The sequence below is a fragment of the Micromonospora sp. NPDC049799 genome (genome assembly GCF_040656655.1).
Classification (GTDB): Bacteria; Actinomycetota; Actinomycetes; order Mycobacteriales; family Micromonosporaceae; genus Micromonospora.
In genome coordinates, this window is the sequence record NZ_JBFAMU010000061.1 from 1 (window position 1) to 18,258 (window position 18,258).

The following is an 18,258-nucleotide window of genomic DNA, read 5'->3' on the forward strand; positions in this document are numbered from 1 at the left end:
CGGCGGGCCGGTGGGCGGGGCGTGGCGGCTGCTGACCACCGGCTGGTGGCTGCGCCGGCAGGTTCGCCGGCTCCGGCCGGACGTGGTGCACGTGCACTCGGTGGGACGGGCCGGCCTGCTCTCCCTGGCCCTTCCCCGCGACGCCGTACGGGTGGTGACGCCGTGGGGCAGCGAACTGCGGACGGCGACCTCGTCCCGGTTGCGCGGCTGGGTCACCCGACGCGCGTTCCGGCGGGCCGACCTGGTGCTTCCCACGTCGGCGTCGGTCACCGCGGAGGTGACGACGCGGTACCGGATCCCGGCGTCGCGCACCGCGACGCTGTCCTGGGGGGTCGACGACTCCCTGTTCCGGCTCCGGGACACCGTGCGGCGCGCGGACGTCCGCCGGGGCCTCGGCGTACCCGTCGACGCCACCGTGGTGCTCGCGCCGCGCGGGGTCTCTCCGGTGTACCGGACCGACGACGTCCTGCGGGCCTTCACCCAGGTGGCCGCCGAGCGGCCGGATCTGCACCTGGTGGTGCTGGCCGGGCACGAGCCGGCCGAGCCGGGCGCGGCACGGGCGCGGGCCGACGGGCTGCTCCGGGCGACGGAGCGGGCGGAGCAGCTCCCGGAACGGGTGACGCTCGTCCCACGGACCCTCACCCCGGCGGAGACGTTCGCCCTGATGTGCGCCAGTGACGTCGTCGTCTCGGTGCCCCGGTCGGACCAGCGCAGCTCGTCGGTGCTGGAGGCGGCGCTCGCGGGCTGCCGCCTGCTCCTGGCCGACCTTCCGCCGTACCGGGAGCTGCGGGTCGACGGGCTGGTCGCGGACCTGGTGGCCGAACCGCTGGCACCCCGGCTGGCCGACGCGTTGCGTGCGGTCGGGCCTCTGGCGCCCGCGCAGCGGTCGACCAACGCCGACCTCATCCAGGCCACCGAGACCTGGTCCCGGCAGGTGTCGGCGATGCAGGGCCTGTACCGCCGGCTCTGCGCGGAAGGCCGTCCGCGTGGCCGGTCGGCGCGACACCGCCCCCGTTCCGGGGAGCGTTCGTAACCACATCGCACACCAAGGACGAACCATGGCTTCTTCTTCTGGCCGAACTCCGCACGTGCTGGTTCTCAACCACTACGCCAAACCGCTCTCCGAGCCCGGCGGCACACGGCATGTCGAGCTGTTCGGCAGACTGACCGGTTGGGACTGGACGATCATCGCGGGCGACCGGGACGTCTACTCGCGACACCGCTTCACCGGGCGGGAGCCGAACTTCGTCCGGGTCCGGGTCCCCGGCTATTCCCGCAACGACCACCGTCGGGTGCTGAACTGGCTCGGGTACGCGGGCGGGGCGCTGCTGCGGTCGCTGCTGCGCCGCCGTCCGGCGGTGGTGTACGCGTCGTCGCCACACATCCTGACGCCGGTCGCCGGCTGGCTCGCCGCGACGTTCTGGCGGGTGCCGTTCGTGCTGGAGATCCGCGACCTGTGGCCGGAGTCGATGGTCGACACCGGCTACCTGCGCCGGGGCTCCCGGCCGCACCGGCTGCTGAGTGGGCTGGAGCGGTGGCTGTACCGGCGGGCCGACCGGATCGTGCTGGTCGCCGAAGGGTGGCGGTCGTACTTCCGGGACCTGGGTGTGGACGGCGAGAAGCTGGCCTGGGTGAGCAACAGTGCCGAGCCGTCGGCGTTCGACCTGCGCCACGACCGGTACACGCCGCTGCGGGACCGGATCCCGGTACGCGGGCGGCTGGTCGTGTTCGCCGGGGCGCACGGGCAGGCCAACGGCCTCGACGAACTGCTGAACGCCGCGGCGGAGCTGCCGGAGCACACCTTCGCCCTGATCGGTGACGGGATCGAGAAGCCACGGCTGGTGGCGCGCGCCCGCGCGGAGGGCCTGTCCAACGTGCACTTCCTGGACATGATCCCGAAGGCCGAGTTCGCCGGCATCCTCGGCGGCGCGGACATCGGCGTGCACGCGCTGGCCGACGCCGACGTGTTCCGCCTGGGGGCCAGCCCGAACAAGCTCTACGACTACCTCGCCGCCGGGGTGCCGGTGGTGACGAACTGCCCGGGAGAGCCGCACGACGTCGTGCTGGCCTCGGATTCCGGGGCGGCCGTCGCGCCGGGGAGCCTCGCGGTGGGACTGCGCAAGCTGGTGGCGCTGGATTCCGAGGTGCTGCGCGAGATGGGCGGGCGGGGCCGGCAGTTCATCGGCCGGCATCGGTCCCGGACGGCGATGGCGGGCCGGTTGCAGCGGGTGCTCGACGACGTGGTGGCGGAGCGCACCCCCCGGCGTCGGGGCGGGCCGGTGCCGCCGCGAGACGGCGCGGTCCGACGGACGCCCGAGGAGCTGGGCAGCCGGATCTGACGGCCACCAATTGCGACGTCGTACGCGAAACAGACACGAAGCACGCAAAACTCCCTGTAAGCACTATATGACGCAAAGAGGTCGTTCTCGCTCGACCACGGACGACCCCAGACCCCCAGGGAGTAGTACATGCCGCCGGAAGCAGAAGTTCCCGAGCGCACCCCGACGACCCGACGCACCAGATCCCGCCGGCGGAACCTGAGTTTCCTCGCCGGCGACGGCGCCGCCTGGGTCGGCGGCTTCCTCGCCGCCACCTGGGCCCGCTACGAGTTCGACCTGACCATCGGCCAGGCCACCCGGGCGATCGGGATAGGCGCGCTCGCCGCCGTGCTGCACCTCGTGGTCTCCGCCCTGCGCCGGGTCTACTCCGGCCGTCACCCGCTGGGCAGCCTCCCCGAGATCCGCGGCCTCGCCGGCACGACGGCCGCCACGACGGCGCTGGTGCTGGTCGCCCTGGTTCCCCTGGGGAACCGACCGGTCCCGGCGAGCGCGCCCCTCGTCGGCGGCGCCCTGACCCTGCTGCTCATGCTCGCGGTCCGCCTCGCCTACCGGCACCGCCACGACCTCGCCATGCGCCCGGACGCCCGCTCGGCGACGAAGGTGCTGCTGTTCGGCCTCGGCGACGCCGGTCAGGGGCTGCTACGGGCCATGCTCAGCGACCCCCGCGGACGGTACCTGCCGGTCGGCGTGCTCGACGACGACCCGGCCAAGCGGGACCTGCGGATCGGCGGCGTCCGCGTGCTCGGTGGGCGTCACGACGTCGCGGCGGCGGTACGGCGTACCAGCGCCGCCACGGTGATCTTCTCGGTGGCGAACGCGGACGCCGCGCTGATCCGGCAGATCCGGGAGGCGACCCTCCAGACCGGCGCGGCCTTCAAGGTGCTGCCGCCGGTTCGGGACCTCGTCGACCACCGGATCACCGTCACCGACGTCCGGGACGTCCGGATCAGCGACCTGCTCGGCCGGCGGCAGGTCGTCGGCGACCTGACGCTGTCGGGCAACGGCCTGACCGGCCGGCGGATCCTGGTCACCGGCGCGGGAGGCTCGATCGGCTCGGAGCTGTGCCGGCAGATCATGCAGGCGGACCCGGGCGAGCTGATGATGCTCGACCGCGACGAGTCGGCCCTGCACAGCCTCCAGATGTCACTGTCCGGCCGGGCCCTGCTCGACGGGCCGGAGCTGATCCTGGCCGACCTGCGCGACGACGAGGGAATCCGGCGAATCGTCCGGGAACGCCGGCCGGAGATCATCTTCCACGCCGCCGCGCTGAAGCACCTCACCCTCCTGCAGCGCCACCCGGGCGAGGCGGTCAAGACCAACGTGTGGGGCACCATGTCGGTGCTTGACGCCTGCCGCGACGTGGCCAGGTTCGTCAACATCTCCACCGACAAGGCGGCCGACCCGGTCAGCGTCCTGGGCTACTCGAAGCGGATCACCGAGCGGCTGACGGCGCATGCCGCGGCCACCTACCCCGGCACGTTCCTCAGCGTGCGCTTCGGCAACGTGCTGAGCAGCCGGGGCTCGGTGGTCACCGCCTTCCAGCGGCAGATCGAGTCCGGCCAGCCGGTGACGGTGACCCATCCGGACGTCACCCGGTACCTGATGACCGTGCAGGAGGCGGTGCACCTGGTCCTCCAGGCCGCCGAGATCGGCCGGGACGGCGAGGCGCTCGTGCTCGACATGGGCGAACCCGTGCGGATCCTGGACCTCGCCCGCCAGATGATCGAGCAGGCGGGAAGCAGCGTGCCCGTCGTCTACACCGGCCTGCGCCCGGGCGAGAAGCTGCACGAGGACCTGCTCGGTACCGGCGAGGAGGACGTCCGGCCGCTGCACCCGCTCATCTCGCACGTGACCGTGCCGGCCCTGGACCCGATCGAGGTCGCCGGGGTGGACCCGTTCGACGACCCGGAGAAGATCGTCGCCCAGTTGGCGGCGTTGTGCACCCAGGCCACGGCCCCGAGTGCGGAGGGCGTCATCCGGCTGCCGTTGTCTCGCTGACCAGCACCGACGCGGGGCGGACCGTCGGGTCCGCCCCGCGCCGCGTCTCCCGGCGGCCCACCGGGCGTGGCGGTCGGACCACCGAGGGTGCGAGATTGACCTCTTCGGGCATTGACATGCCTCACCGCCCCCGACAGGCTCGCGTCAATGGTCCTTCCACACAGGAGGCGCGATGAGGCGCACACGGCTGGCGATCGCCGGCGTGTTCACTCTGGTCGGCGCACTGACGCTGACCACACCGGCGAGCGCGCGGCCGCCGTCCGATCCGGACGGCCGCGACGGGCTGGAGGTGTACGTCGGCACGGTCAACCCGGAGCAGGTGGAGAAGCTGCGCGCGGCCGGCGTCGATCTCGGCCACGACCACCACGAGTCCGACGGGGCCGGCAACACGACCATCGAGACCGTGCTCAGCACCCGTCAGGCCGCGCGGCTGGCGAGCCAGGGCGTGAAGCTCGACGTCAAGAAGGTCGACGGCAAGGCCGCCTCGCAGGCGCTGCGCGAGCAGGCCGCGGCCGGCTGGTCGGCGTTCCGTTCCTACAGTGAGCCGGGCGGCATCCGCGACGAGATCACCGCCACGGCGGCACGCTTCCCGAACCTCACCAAGCTGGAGACGATCGGGACGACCCACCAGGGCAAGCCGATCCTCGCCGTCAAGGTGACCAAGGACGCGAAGAAGATCCGGGACGGCAAGCGGCCGGCGGTGCTCTACGCCAGCACGCAGCACGCCCGCGAGTGGATCACGCCGGAGATGACCCGGCGGCTGATGCACCACGTGCTCGGCAACTACGGCACCGACCCGGAGATCACCCGACTGGTGGACACCACCGAGCTGTGGTTCCTGCCGGTGGCCAACCCGGACGGCTACGATCACACCTTCACCCCCGGCAACCGGCTGTGGCGCAAGAACCTGCGGGACAACGACGGCGACGGACAGATCACCACCGCCGACGGCGTCGACCTCAACCGCAACTTCGCCTACAAGTGGGGGTACGACAACGAGGGCTCCTCGCCCGACCCCAACAGCGACACCTACCGGGGGCCGGGTCCGAACTCGGAGCCGGAGACGAAGGCGCTGGACCGGCTCTTCAAGCGGGTCGGCTTCGAGTTCCTCGTCAACTACCACTCCGCCGCGCAACTGATCCTCTACGGTGTCGGCTGGCAGGTGGCCACCCCGACCCCGGACGACGTGATCTACGAGGCGATGGTCGGTGACGACGCCCACCCGGCGGTCCCCGGCTACGACCCGGACATCTCGGCCGAGTTGTACACCACCAACGGCGACACCGACACGCACGCCACCGTCCGGCACGGCACCCTCGGCTTCACCCCCGAGATGTCGACCTGTCAGGCGGCGTCGGCCTCGGACCCGGACGACGAGTGGCTCCCGGAGGACTGCGTCAGCGGGTTCATCTTCCCCGACGACGAAGAACTGATCGCCGCCGAGGTGGCGAAGAACCTGCCGTTCGCCCTGGCCGTGGCCAAGTCCACGCACGACCCGGACGACCCCGTCTCGGTGGTCGGCCGCAACACCCCCGACTTCGTCGTCGACGCCTTCGAGACCTCGTACGGCCGGGACCAGCAGGTCGCCGCGACCGTCCGGCGGGAGCTGCGGAACGTCCGGCTGAACTGGACGGTCAACGGCGGCCGGCCGAAGACGGTCAAGGTCACCGAGTGGCAGGGCGGCGAGCGGTACGGCGACACCCACGACGACTACTACGCCGAGCTGCGCGGGAAGGTGACCGGGGCACGGCCGGGCGACCGGGTCGAGGTCTGGTTCACCGGCAACAAGCGGGGCACGGGTGTGGTCGCCAGTGACCACTTCACCTACCGGGTGCACGACGACATCGGCGGGGACGTGCTGGTGCTCGCCGCGGAGGACGTCACCGGCCTCAGCCCGGCGCAGGGCGTCACCAGCGCGAAGTACGCCGACGAGGTCACCGCGGCGCTGACCGCCGCCGGCCGGACCAGCGACGTGTACGACGTCGACGTGATGGGCCGGAAGGCGCCGCACCCGCTGGGCGTGCTGTCGCACTACGACACGGTGGTCTGGGAGACCGGCGACGACGTGATCCCGCGCGCGCAGGGCCAGGTGCCCGGCACCGCCGCCCGCTCGGCCCTGGAGACCGAGCTGGCCGTCCGGGACTACCTCAACGAGGGTGGCAAGCTGCTGGTCAGCGGCAAGTACGCCCTCTTCGCGCAGGCCGCCAACGGTGCCTACGCGTACCAGCCGAACGGGCCGGCGGAGTGCACCGACGCCGACGACGCGACCTGCCTGCCGCTGCTGAACGACTTCCAGCAGTACTGGCTGGGGGCGTACACGTACGTCAGTGACGGCGGCACCGGCGAGGACGGTCCGTACGCGGTCAAGGGCTCCGACGGGGCCTTCGCGGGCTTCGACGGCATCCTCAACGCGGCCGGTTCGGCGGGGAACCAGGACCACACCGCCTCGTTCCTGACCACGTCGAGCTTCCTGCCGCGCGACCAGTTCCCGCAGTTCGCCAGCTCCGCCCCGGTGGACTGGGTGCGGCCGGGCGCCGCGCCGTTCGACCCTCGCACCGGTGACTGGTACCTGTGGAGCGGTCAGGCCGACGAGTCGTACAAGCGGCTCACCCGCACCGTGGACCTCAGCGGGGCCACCAGCGGCGAGCTGCGGTTCGCCACCTCGTACGACATCGAGCCGAACTGGGACTTCCTGATCGTCGAGGCGCACGAGGTGGGCAGCGACGACTGGACGACCCTGCCGGACGCCAACGGGCACACCGGCCGGGAGACCGGGGAGAGCTGCGCGTCCGGGTGGGTGGACACGCTGCACCCGTTCCTGGGCCACTACGTGGGCGCGGACTGTTCGCCGACCGGCACCACCGGTGAGTGGCACGCGGCCACCGCCGCGTCGAACGGCTGGCAGGAGTTCAAGATCGACCTCTCGGCGTACGCCGGCAAGCAGGTCGAGGTGTCGATCTCGTACGTCTCCGACTGGGGCACCCAGGGCCTGGGGGTCTTCCTCGACGACGCCAGCGTCGTCGTCGACGGCACCACGGTCTCGGAGACCTCGTTCGAGACGGCCGACCTCGGTGGCTGGACGGTGGCCGGCCCGCCGGCCGGCTCGGCGGGCAACGCCACCGACTGGTCGCGCAGCCAGCAGGCGTTCGAGGAGGGGGCGGCGGTGGTCACCGCGGACACCGTCTACCTCGGCTTCGGCCTGGAGGGGCTGGCCCCGGCGGCCCGGGACGACCTGGTCGCCCGGTCGCTGGCCCACCTGACGGGGCAGCAGCGCCCCTGACGTTCCGCCACGGGTGCGCCGGTGGTCCTTCGGGGCCGCCGGCGCACCTGCCGTTTCCGCCCGCGCGGGCCGCCCGGGATGTGGTGAGCTGGAGACATGGATCGGATCCGGCTCGGGCTGATGCTGCACCCGACCCGGGACGTCACCGAGGTGGTCGCGATCATCGAGCGCTGGGCGGCGCGCCAGAGGATGAGCCTCGCGGTCCGCACCGAGGACCGGCACCGGGTGCCGGCGAGCGTCGAGCCGCTGCCCGCCGACCAGGTGGCCGTGGCCTGTGACGCGTTGATCAGCATCGGCGGAGACGGCACCATGCTCGGCGCGCTGCGCTCGGCCGTCCGGAACCCGAAGCCGGTGCTCGGCGTACACCTGGGTCGGCTCGGTTTCCTGGTGGAGGTCGAGCCACCGGATCTCCCGGCGGCGCTGGACCGGGTGGCCGCCAAGGACTTCACGGTGGAGCGGCACAGCTGCCTCGTCTGCGAGGTGTGCGACGACGACGTCGTGGCGTTCAACGACCTGGCGCTGGTACGCCAGCCCGGATCCGGCTTCGTCTCGGCGACGCTCGCGGTCGACGGGCAGCGGTACGGCTACTACCGCTGCGACGCGCTGGTGGTGAGCACGCCCACCGGGTCGACCGCGTACAGCTACGCCGCGGGCGGGCCGCTGGTCTCCCCCGCCAGTGACGCGGTGGTGGTGACCCCCTCCGCGCCGATGGCCGGCATCTCCCGCGCGGTGGTGCTCTCCGGAGACGAGACCATCCGGCTGGAGCTGACGCCGGGCTCCGCCCCGGTCGCCGTCGAGATGGACGGCGTGGTCATCCAGAAGGCCGCCACGGAGGGCGCGGTGCAGGTGGGCTACCGCCGCGACGCGGGCCTGGTGGTACGCCTCGACCCCCGCCGCTACCAGGAGCGCAACCAGCTCAAGCTGAGCCTGCTGGACCTGCCGCTGCTGCCCGCACAGCTGCGCGAACTGCTCCCCGAGGACCTCCGCGAGCAGCTCAACCGCCGCGAACTCCCCCCGCCCCGCTGACCCCTGGCCGGCGGAAGGCATTCCCGCACGGCCCTGTCGAGCTGCCCCATGAGTGGGGCAGGCAGAACCTGGCCGCTGGCGAGGATGGCACCCAGCAGTGCGGCAGGCAGAACCTGGTCGGCGACGGCGGTGCCCCACAGGTGGGGCAGCTCGACAGGAGGCGAACCGTGATCCGGCAGCCGGACCCGAGCCGGACCGCACAGCCCGAACCGGGCCTGACCGCACAGCCCGACCAGCGGGGCCGGACGGCGGGCCTGTCGTGCCCGGGCCGGTCCCCGCGGGTCAGGCCTTGGCGAGCACCTCCGAGACCAGGTCCTTCGCCTCGGACTGGATGCGGGTCAGGTGGTCCGGACCCTGGAACGACTCCGCGTAGATCTTGTAGACGTCCTCGGTGCCGGAGGGGCGGGCGGCGAACCAGCCCGACTCCGTGGTGACCTTGAGGCCGCCGATCGACGCGCCGTTGCCGGGCGCGGTCGTGAGCGTCGCGGTGATCGGCTCACCGGCCAGCTCGGTCGCGGTGACCTGCTCCGGCGAGAGCTTGCCGAGGACGGCCTTCTGCTCGCGGGTGGCCGGGGCGTCGATGCGCGCGTACGACGGCGCGCCGAAGCGCTCGGCCAGCTCGGCCCAGTGCTCGCTCGGGGTCCGGCCGGTGGTGCCGATGATCTCGGACGCGAGCAGGCAGAGCAGGATGCCGTCCTTGTCGGTGGTCCAGGTGCCGCCGTCGCGGCGCAGGAACGACGCCCCGGCGCTCTCCTCGCCGCCGAAGCCGACCGCGCCGTCGAGGAGGCCCGGTACGAACCACTTGAACCCGACCGGCACCTCCAGCAGCGGCCGGCCCAGGTCGGCGGCGACCCGGTCGATCATGGAGGAGGAGACCAGGGTCTTGCCGACCGCGGCGGCCGGGCCCCAGTCGCGGCGGGTGCGGAAGAGGTGGCCGATCGCCACCGCCAGGTAGTGGTTGGGGTTCATCAGGCCCGCGTCGGGGGTGACGATCCCGTGCCGGTCGGCGTCGGCGTCGTTGCCCGTGGAGACCGCGTAGTCGGCGCGGGCGGCGATCAACGAGGCCATCGCGTTGGGCGAGGAGCAGTCCATCCGGATCTTGCCGTCACCGTCGAGGGTCATGAACCGCCACGTCGGGTCGACCGTCGGGTTGAGCACGGTCAGGTCGAGGCGGTGCCGCTCGGCGATCTCGCCCCAGTAGGCCACGCTCGCTCCGCCGAGCGGGTCGGCGCCGATGCGCACGCCGGCGTCGCGGACCGCGTCGAGGTCGAGCACCGCCGGGAGGTCGTCGACGTAGCGGGCGAGGAAGTCGTACGAGCCGGTGGTGTCGGCGGCGCGCGCCCGCGCGTACGGGATGCGTTTGACCTCCTTGAGCCCGGCGGCCAGGATCTCGTTCGCGCGGTCCTGGATCCACCGCGTCACGTCGCTGTCGGCGGGCCCGCCGTGGGTGGGGTTGTACTTGAAGCCGCCGTCGTCCGGCGGATTGTGCGACGGGGTGATGACGATGCCGTCGGCGAGCCCGCTGGTGCGGCCCCGGTTGTGGGTGAGGATCGCGTGCGACACCGCCGGGGTGGGCGTGTAGCCGTCCCGGCTGTCCAGCAGGACGGTCACCTCGTTCGCGGCGAGGACCTCCAGGGCGTCGACCGTCGCCGGGGCGGACAGGGCGTGGGTGTCCCGGCCGAGGAAGAGCGGGCCGTCCAGGCCCTGCTCCCGGCGGTAGTCGCAGAGTGCCTGGGTGACCGCGAGGATGTGGTCGGAGTTGAAGGCGCGGCGCAGGCTCGACCCCCGGTGGCCGGAGGTGCCGAAGGAGACCTGCTGCGCCGGGTCGCCCGGGTCGGGGTGCTCGGCGTAGTAGGCGGTCACCAGCATCGGCACGTCGACCAGGTCGGACGGCTGGGCGGGCTGGCCCGCGCGGGGGTGACTGCTCACGGTTCCACCTTCTGACCCTTGCCGATCACCACGATGCCGTTGTCCGAGACGGTGTAGCGCTGGCGGTCCTTCTCCAGGTCCACGCCGATCTCGGCGCCCTCGGGCACGATCACGTTCTTGTCCAGGATGGCCCGCCGGACCACGGCGTGCCGGCCGATGTCCACGCCCTCCATCAACACCGCGCCGTCGACGTGCGCCCAGGAGTGGACCTTGACCTTCGGCGACACCACCGAGTTCTCCACCAGCGAGCCGGAGATCACCGCGCCGGGCGAGATCATCGAGCCGACCGCCCGGCCGACCCGCTCGCCCCACTGGTGCACGAACTTCGCCGGCGGGTACGGCGGCTGGTCGGTGTAGATCGGCCACTCGAAGTTGTACAGGTTGAACACCGGGTGCACGTTGATCAGGTCCATGTGTGCGTCGTAGAACGAGTCGAGCGTCCCCACGTCCCGCCAGTAGCCACGGTCGCGGTCGGTGCTGCCCGGCAGCTCGTTGTCGCGGAAGTCGTAGACGTTGGCCTCGCCCCGCTCGACCATCATCGGGATGATGCTGCCGCCCATGTCGTGCTTGCTGGTCTTGTCCTCGGCGTCCCGCTCGACGGCCTCGCACAGCGCCCGCGTGGTGAACACGTAGTTGCCCATCGAGGCGTAGATCTCGTCGGGCGCGTCGGGCAGGCCGACCGCGTCGGTGGGCTTCTCCCGGAACGCGCGGATCCGCCTGCCGTCCTCGCCGACCTCGATCACGCCGAACTGGTCGGCCATGGAGAGCGGCTGCCGGATCCCGGCCACGGTCACCGACGCGCCGGAGGCGATGTGGTCCTCCACCATCTGCCGGGGGTCCATCCGGTAGATGTGGTCGGCGCCGAAGACGATCACGTAGTCGGGCTGCTCGTCGTTGATCAGGTTGAAGCTCTGGTAGATCGCGTCGGCCGACCCGGCGAACCACCACGGGCCGCGGCGCTGCTGCGCCGGCACCGGGGTGACGTAGTTGCCCAACAGCGTCGACATCCGCCAGGTCTTGGTGATGTGCCGGTCGAGCGAGTGGGACTTGTACTGGGTCAGCACGACGATCTTGAGAAAGCCGGCGTTCGCCAGGTTGGACAGGACGAAGTCGACCATGCGGTACATCCCGCCGAACGGGACGGCCGGCTTGGCCCGGTCCGCGGTGAGCGGCATGAGGCGCTTGCCCTCCCCGCCGGCCAGGACGATCGCGAGCACCTTGGCAGCCATGTCCCGACGCTATCCATCCGACCGCCACTTCACCACTCGTACGGGCACAGTTCTGCGCCCGGTGCGGGGCGGTTTTCTGCACTAGGGTGCCGGGCATGACGGATCTCCCACGGCTGCGCGTCGACCTGCTCACCCGGGAGTACCCGCCGGAGGTCTACGGCGGGGCCGGGGTGCACGTCGAGTACCTCGCCCGCGAGCTGCGCCGGCTCGCGGACGTACGGGTGCACTGCTTCGGCGCGCCGCGCTCGGAGCCGGGCGTGACCGCGTACGCCGAACCGGCCGGCCTGGGCGGCGCGAACGCCGCGCTGCGCACGATGGGCGTGGACCTGGAGATGGCCGCCGGGTGCGCCGGCACGGACGTGGTGCACAGCCACACCTGGTACGCGAACCTCGCCGGGCACACCGCGAAGCTGCTGCACGGGGTGCCGCACGTGGTGACCGCGCACAGCCTGGAGCCGCTGCGGCCGTGGAAGGCCGAGCAGCTCGGCGGGGGCTACGCGCTCTCGTCCTGGTGCGAGCGCACCGCGGTGGAGGCGGCCGACGCGATCATCGCGGTCAGCGCCGGGATGCGGCGGGACGTGCTGACCGCGTACCCGGCCGTCGACCCGGACCGGGTGCGGGTCGTCCACAACGGGATCGACACCGGGCAGTACGCCCCGGACCACGGCACGGACGTGGTCGACCGGCTGGGAATCGACCCGTCCCGGCCCAGCGTGGTGTACGTGGGACGGATCACCCGGCAGAAGGGCCTGCCGTACCTGCTGCGCGCCGCGCGGGAGCTGCCCGCCGACACCCAGCTGGTGCTGCTCGCCGGCGCCCCGGACACGCCGGAGATCGCCGCCGAGGTGGAGGGCCTGGTCGCCGAGCTGCGCGCCAACCGCTCGGGCGTGGTGTGGGTGGCCGAGATGCTGCCCAAGCACGAGGTGATCCAGGTGCTCACCCACGCCACCGTCTTCGTGTGCCCGTCGGTGTACGAGCCGATGGGCATCGTGAACCTGGAGGCGATGGCCTGCGAGACGGCGGTGGTCGCCACGGCCACCGGCGGTATCCCCGAGGTGGTCGCCGACGGCGAGACGGGTCTGCTGGTGCCGATCGAGCAGGCCGCCGACGGCTCCGGCCGACCGCTGGACCCGGGGCGTTTCGTGGCCGACCTCGCGGCCCGGATCAACGAGGTCCTGGCCGACGGGGAACGGACCGCCGAGTTCGGGCGGGCGGGCCGGCGGCGGGCCGTCGAGCACTTCTCGTGGGACACGGTCGCGCAGCGCACGCTGGAGGTGTACCGGTCGGTGGGCGCCGCCGGCTGACCCGAGCGCGAAGCGATCTCGCGCAGTAGGTTGAACCGGTGACTGGACGGTTCCCGATCGAAGACGTCTCCCCCGTCGTCTCCTGCGGTCGCTACCCGGCCAAGGCGGTGGTCGACGAGCCGGTGCCGGTGTCGGCGCGAGCCTACCGGGAAGGGCACGACGCCCTCGGCTGCAACGTGGTCTGGCTCGGCCCCGACGGGCGGGCCCGCCCGTTCACCCGGATGCGGCCGGGCGAGCCGGGGCAGGACCGCTGGCACGCCACGATCCGGCCGGACGCGGTCGGCGACTGGTCGTTCACCGTCGAGGCGTTCTCCGATCCCTACCTGACCTGGCAGAACGCGGTGACCAAGAAGATCGCCGCCGGCCAGGGTCCGGAGGACCTCGCGAACGACCTCGCCGAGGGCGTCCGCGTACTGACCGCCGCGGTCGACCTGGTGCCGGACGCCGACCGGAAGCGGGTGGACACCGCCGTCACCGCGCTGCGGGACACGACGCTGCCGCTGCCCCGGCGGGTCGGCCCCGCGCTGGAGCTGGCCGACCTGCTGTGGGACCACCCCGTGCGGGAGCTGGTCACCACCGGCGACGAGTACCGGATCTGGGTGGACCGTCCGCGCGCCCTCTTCTCCGCCTGGTACGAGTTCTTCCCCCGCTCCGAGGGCGCGATCCCGGCGACGGTGGACGCCCCGGCCCGCTCCGGCACCTTCGTCACCGCCATGGACCGCCTGCCCGGCGTCGCGGCGATGGGGTTCGACGTGCTCTACCTGCCGCCGATCCACCCGATCGGCCGGGTCAACCGCAAGGGCCCCAACAACTCGCTCACCGCCGGCCCCGACGACGTCGGCTCGCCGTGGGCGATCGGCGCCGCCGAGGGCGGCCACGACGCCATCCACCCCGACCTGGGTACGCCGGAGGACTTCCGCGAGTTCATCGCGGCCGCCGCCGAGCAGGGCCTGGAGGTGGCGATGGACCTGGCGTTGCAGTGCGCGCCGGACCACCCGTGGGTAACCGAGCACCCGGAGTGGTTCACCACCCGTCCCGACGGCAGCATCGCGTACGCGGAGAACCCGCCGAAGAAGTACCAGGACATCTACCCGCTGAACTTCGACAACGACCCCGAGGGCATCCGCGCCGAAGTGCTGCGGGTGGTCCTGCACTGGGTCGGCGAGGGCGTGAAGATCTTCCGGGTCGACAACCCGCACACCAAGCCGGTCGCCTTCTGGCACTGGCTGATCGCCGAGGTCAAGAAGGTCGACCCGGACGTGCTGTTCCTCGCCGAGGCGTTCACCCGGCCGGCGATGATGCACGGGCTGGGCAAGGTCGGCTTCACGCAGTCGTACACGTACTTCACCTGGCGGACCACGCCCGCGGAGATGCGCGCGTACTGCGCGGAGCTGGTGGCGGCGGCCGACTACATGCGACCGAACTTCTGGCCGAACACGCCGGACATCCTGCACGAGTCCCTGCAGCACGGTGGCCCGCCGATGTTCAAGATCCGGGCGGTGCTGGCCGCGCTGCTCGTCCCCTCCTGGGGCATGTACGCGGGCTTCGAGCTGTTCGAGCACGTGGCCCGCCCCGGTGCCGAGGAGTACCTGGACAACGAGAAGTACGAGCTGCGCCCCCGGGACTGGGCCGGCGCGCAGGCGCAGGGCCGTTCCCTGGCGCCGTTCATCGCCACCCTCAACCGGGTCCGCCGGGACAACCCCGCCCTGCACCAGCTGCGCAACCTGGTCTTCCACGACATCGACAACCCGGCGCTGCTCTGCTGGTCCAAGCACGACCCGGTCACCGGCAACACCGTGATCGTCGTCTGCTCGTTCGACTCGCGGACCGTCCAGTGGGGCAACACCACGCTGGACATGCCGGCGCTGGGACTCGACTGGCACGAGCGGTTCACCGTGCACGACGAGCTGACCGGCACCTCCTACGACTGGGGGCAGCGCAACGCGGTGCGGCTCGACCCGTATCTCCAACCGGCGCACGTGCTGACCGTGCGCCGACCGGTCCACCACACACCCGACGTGCCCGCCGCCGCGCAACCGGCCGAGCTGACCGTCTCCGACATTCCCGACGACCTGTCCGGCGGCACCGCCCCGACCGCTGCAACGAAGGACGACCCACGATGGACCAGCTGATCGCCGGCCGTACCCACGATCCGCACGCGGTGCTCGGGGCCCACCCCGCCGACGGACGCACCACCGTCCGGACGCTGCGGCGCGGGGCGCAGGACGTGGCCGTCCTGGTCGCCGGGGAGCGGCACCCGATGAAGCGGGTGCACGACGGGGGCGTGTTCGAGGCGACGGTCCCCGGCGAGGTGCTCGACTACCGGGTCGAGGTCGACGGGCACCCGCACGACGACCCGTACCGCTACCCGCCCACCCTCGGCGAGCTGGACCTGCACCTGATCGGCGAGGGCCGGCACGAGCGGCTCTGGGACGCCCTCGGCGCCCGCGTCTTCGACGAGGGGGTCGCCTTCACCGTGTGGGCGCCGAACGCCCAGGGCGTCCGGGTGGTCGGCGACTTCACCGGCTGGTCGCCGGACGACGGCTGGCCGATGCGCTCGCTGGGCTCCAGCGGCGTCTGGGAGGTCTTCGTTCCCGGCGCGCAGGTCGGCGCCCGCTACAAGTACCGGATCCTCGGCGCCGACGGGCAGTGGCGGGACAAGGCCGACCCCCTGGCGGCGTACGCGGAGGTGCCGCCGGCCACCGCCTCGGTCGTCCACCACTCGACGTACGAGTGGAGCGACGCGGTGTGGCTGGAGCGGCGCGCCCAGCGGCGACCCCACCAGGAACCGATGAGCGTGTACGAGGTGCACCTCGGCTCCTGGCGGCCCGGCCTGAGCTACCGGGAGCTGGCCGAGCAGCTGACCGCGTACGTGACCGAGCTGGGTTTCACGCACGTGGAGTTCCTGCCGGTGATGGAACACCCGTTCGGCGGGTCCTGGGGCTACCAGGTCACCGGCTACTTCGCGCCGACGTCCCGGTTCGGCGACCCGGACGACTTCCGGTACCTGGTGGACCGGCTGCACAGCGCCGGGATCGGGGTCATCCTCGACTGGGTGCCGGCGCACTTCCCGAAGGACGAGTGGGCCCTCGCGCGCTTCGACGGCACCCCCCTGTACGAGCACCCCGACCCGCGCCGCGGCGAGCACCCCGACTGGGGCACGTACGTCTTCGACTTCGGTCGCCGCGAGGTGCGCAACTTCCTCGTCGCCAACGCGCTGTACTGGTGCGAGGAGTTCCACGTCGACGGGCTGCGGGTCGACGCGGTCGCGTCGATGCTCTACCTGGACTACTCCCGCGAGGACGGCCAGTGGGCCCCCAACCAGTACGGCGGTCGGGAGAACCTGGAGGCCATCGCGTTGATGCAGGAGACCAACGCGACCGTCTACCGGCACCACCCCGGGGTGGTCATGATCGCCGAGGAGTCCACCGCCTGGCCGGGCGTCACCCGCTCCACCGACGGAGGTGGGCTGGGCTTCGGGTTCAAGTGGAACATGGGCTGGATGCACGACACCCTGCTCTACACGGCGAAGGACCCGATCTACCGGCAGCACCACCACCACCAGCTCACCTTCTCCCTCGCGTACGCCTGGAGCGAGAACTACGTGCTGCCGATCAGCCACGACGAGGTGGTGCACGGCAAGGGCTCCCTCGCGGGGAAGATGCCCGGTGACACCTGGCAGCGGTTGGCGAACGTGCGGGCGCTGCTCGCGTACATGTGGGCGCACCCGGGCAAGCAGCTGCTCTTCATGGGCTGCGAGCTGGCCGACGACCGGGAGTGGAGCGAGGAGCGCGGGCTCGACTGGCACCTGCTGCACGACCCGGCACGGGCCGGCGTGCAGCGCCTCGTCGGAGACCTGAACGCCGTCTACCGGGACACCCCGGCCCTGTGGTCGCAGGACACCGAGCCCGCCGGTTTCCGCTGGATCGCCGGGGACGACGTCGCCAACAACGCCGTCTCCTTCGTCCGGATCGCCCCGGACGGCGCGACGTTGGTCTGCGTGGCGAACTTCTCCGCCCTGCCGCTGGAGGACTACCGGGTCGGCCTGCCGGCCGGAGGCGCGTGGGCGGAGGTGCTGAACACCGACGCGCACCACTACGGCGGCTCCGGCGTGGGCAACATGGGCCGGGTGCACGCCCAGGACGTGCCGTGGCACGGCCTGCCCGCCTCGGCGGCGCTGCGGGTGCCCCCGCTCGGCGTCCTCTGGCTCCGCCCCGCCTAGCGGCCCCGCCCGGACCGGCCCCTCCCCCGCGTCGACTTCACCGCCCCGGTGCCCGGGCAGCGGCTCATGAGGGTGCTGGGCACGAGCGTCAGGGATCGTTCCTGATCGGGCCTGATGTCTGTCAGACATAAAGATGTCTGACAGACATCAGGCTCGTGGTGGTGTGCGCGCCGATCGAGGTTACGGAGAGCCAGGCTCGACAGTCTTCTCGTCACTCTCGGTCGAGAGTCGTGCCCCCACGGACCGCCCCCGTGAACCCGGTGAGGCGACCGGCCGTACCGCTCACCGGATGCCGGGCCGACTCGACGAGGCGGAGGAGCTTCGATGGCGTGGACAAGGGGCACAACCAGGAGCAGAGGACCGGCGTCGCCGCGGCAGCGCAAGGTCGCCGGCGGAGTGGCGCTGGCGGTCACCGTCGCGGCGGCGTTCGCGGTGGCGACCGGGACCGGTGAGGCGGCGGAGAACTGCCAGGGCCTGGACACCGCCCTGCGCAACAACCTGACCTTCATCGCCGACCAGCGGCGCGACCCGGACGTCAACTCGTCGGCCCGGATCGCCAACCGCGAGGCCGTGGTCGACCTGATCCAGCAACGCCGTGCGGCAGCCGGTTGCGCCGGCACGGTCGACGTCGCCGCGGCCGCCTGCCCGATGGTGCCGTGGGAGACGGCGATGGCCGCCGAGCTGGACCGGGCGTGGGCGGTCACCGAGGAGATGACCAGCGCGCGATCGGTCGGTACGGAGGAGACGCAGGCGCAGGTGAAGCGCCTCGGGGGCATCTTCGGCGGCATCCGGGGCATCGTGCAGGGAGCCCAACAGGCCCAGCAGTCCCAGCAGGCCGGGGCCGAGGCGGGCCGGGCACCGGCCGGACCGGGCGCCGACAATCCCCCAGCTCAGGGCGGCGGCGGCCGGCCCTCTTCGTACAAACGGGCCG

11 protein-coding genes are annotated in these 18,258 nt (G+C 72.2%); 9 read left to right on the plus strand and 2 right to left on the minus strand.

The genetic code is table 11. The annotated features are described in order from the left end of the window. From AB0I76_RS08080 to AB0I76_RS08100, 5 genes are all read left to right on the plus strand, one after another. Positions 1-1,033: glycosyltransferase family 4 protein (locus AB0I76_RS08080; RefSeq protein WP_357031520.1), on the plus strand; the 1,033-nt coding region annotated here is incomplete at its 5' end. Positions 1,034-1,058: 25 nt separating this feature from the next. Next, positions 1,059-2,339: a glycosyltransferase family 4 protein gene (locus tag AB0I76_RS08085; protein WP_357031523.1), complete on the plus strand. Its 1,281-nt coding sequence runs from the start codon at positions 1,059-1,061 to the stop codon at positions 2,337-2,339. A 129-nt stretch (positions 2,340-2,468) separates the two neighbouring features. Beyond that, complete coding sequence (locus AB0I76_RS08090) at positions 2,469-4,337, plus strand: nucleoside-diphosphate sugar epimerase/dehydratase (RefSeq protein WP_357031526.1); 1,869 nt, start codon at positions 2,469-2,471, stop codon at positions 4,335-4,337. Between the two features lie 172 nt (positions 4,338-4,509). Continuing rightward, complete coding sequence (locus AB0I76_RS08095) at positions 4,510-7,617, plus strand: M14 family zinc carboxypeptidase (protein ID WP_357031529.1); 3,108 nt, start codon at positions 4,510-4,512, stop codon at positions 7,615-7,617. Positions 7,618-7,713: 96 nt separating this feature from the next. Continuing rightward, a complete protein-coding gene (locus AB0I76_RS08100) occupies positions 7,714-8,643 on the plus strand; it encodes an NAD(+)/NADH kinase (RefSeq protein ID WP_357031532.1) in 930 nt (309 codons plus the stop codon). Between the two features lie 282 nt (positions 8,644-8,925). Here the strand turns inward: AB0I76_RS08100 and pgm are convergent, their stop codons facing one another. Further along, positions 8,926-10,572, minus strand: a complete 1,647-nt coding sequence (gene pgm / locus AB0I76_RS08105; RefSeq protein ID WP_357031535.1) for a phosphoglucomutase (alpha-D-glucose-1,6-bisphosphate-dependent) — start codon at positions 10,570-10,572, stop codon at positions 8,926-8,928. Then, positions 10,569-11,801, minus strand: a complete 1,233-nt coding sequence (gene glgC, locus AB0I76_RS08110) for a glucose-1-phosphate adenylyltransferase (RefSeq protein WP_357031538.1) — start codon at positions 11,799-11,801, stop codon at positions 10,569-10,571. The genes pgm and glgC overlap by 4 nt, the downstream gene beginning before the upstream one ends. Positions 11,802-11,896: 95 nt before the next feature. Between glgC and glgA the strand changes: the two genes are divergently transcribed. From glgA to AB0I76_RS08130, 4 genes are all read left to right on the plus strand, one after another. Beyond that, positions 11,897-13,105, plus strand: a complete 1,209-nt coding sequence (gene glgA, locus AB0I76_RS08115) for a glycogen synthase (protein WP_357031541.1) — start codon at positions 11,897-11,899, stop codon at positions 13,103-13,105. 38 nt (positions 13,106-13,143) lie between these two features. Continuing rightward, complete coding sequence (locus AB0I76_RS08120) at positions 13,144-15,237, plus strand: maltotransferase domain-containing protein (RefSeq protein ID WP_357031545.1); 2,094 nt, start codon at positions 13,144-13,146, stop codon at positions 15,235-15,237. Next, positions 15,225-17,327, plus strand: a complete 2,103-nt coding sequence (gene glgB, locus AB0I76_RS08125; RefSeq protein ID WP_357031548.1) for a 1,4-alpha-glucan branching protein GlgB — start codon at positions 15,225-15,227, stop codon at positions 17,325-17,327. The genes AB0I76_RS08120 and glgB overlap by 13 nt, the downstream gene beginning before the upstream one ends. A 324-nt stretch (positions 17,328-17,651) precedes the next feature. Further along, the coding region (locus AB0I76_RS08130) for a hypothetical protein (RefSeq protein ID WP_357031550.1) at positions 17,652-18,258 on the plus strand (607 nt) is incomplete at its 3' end.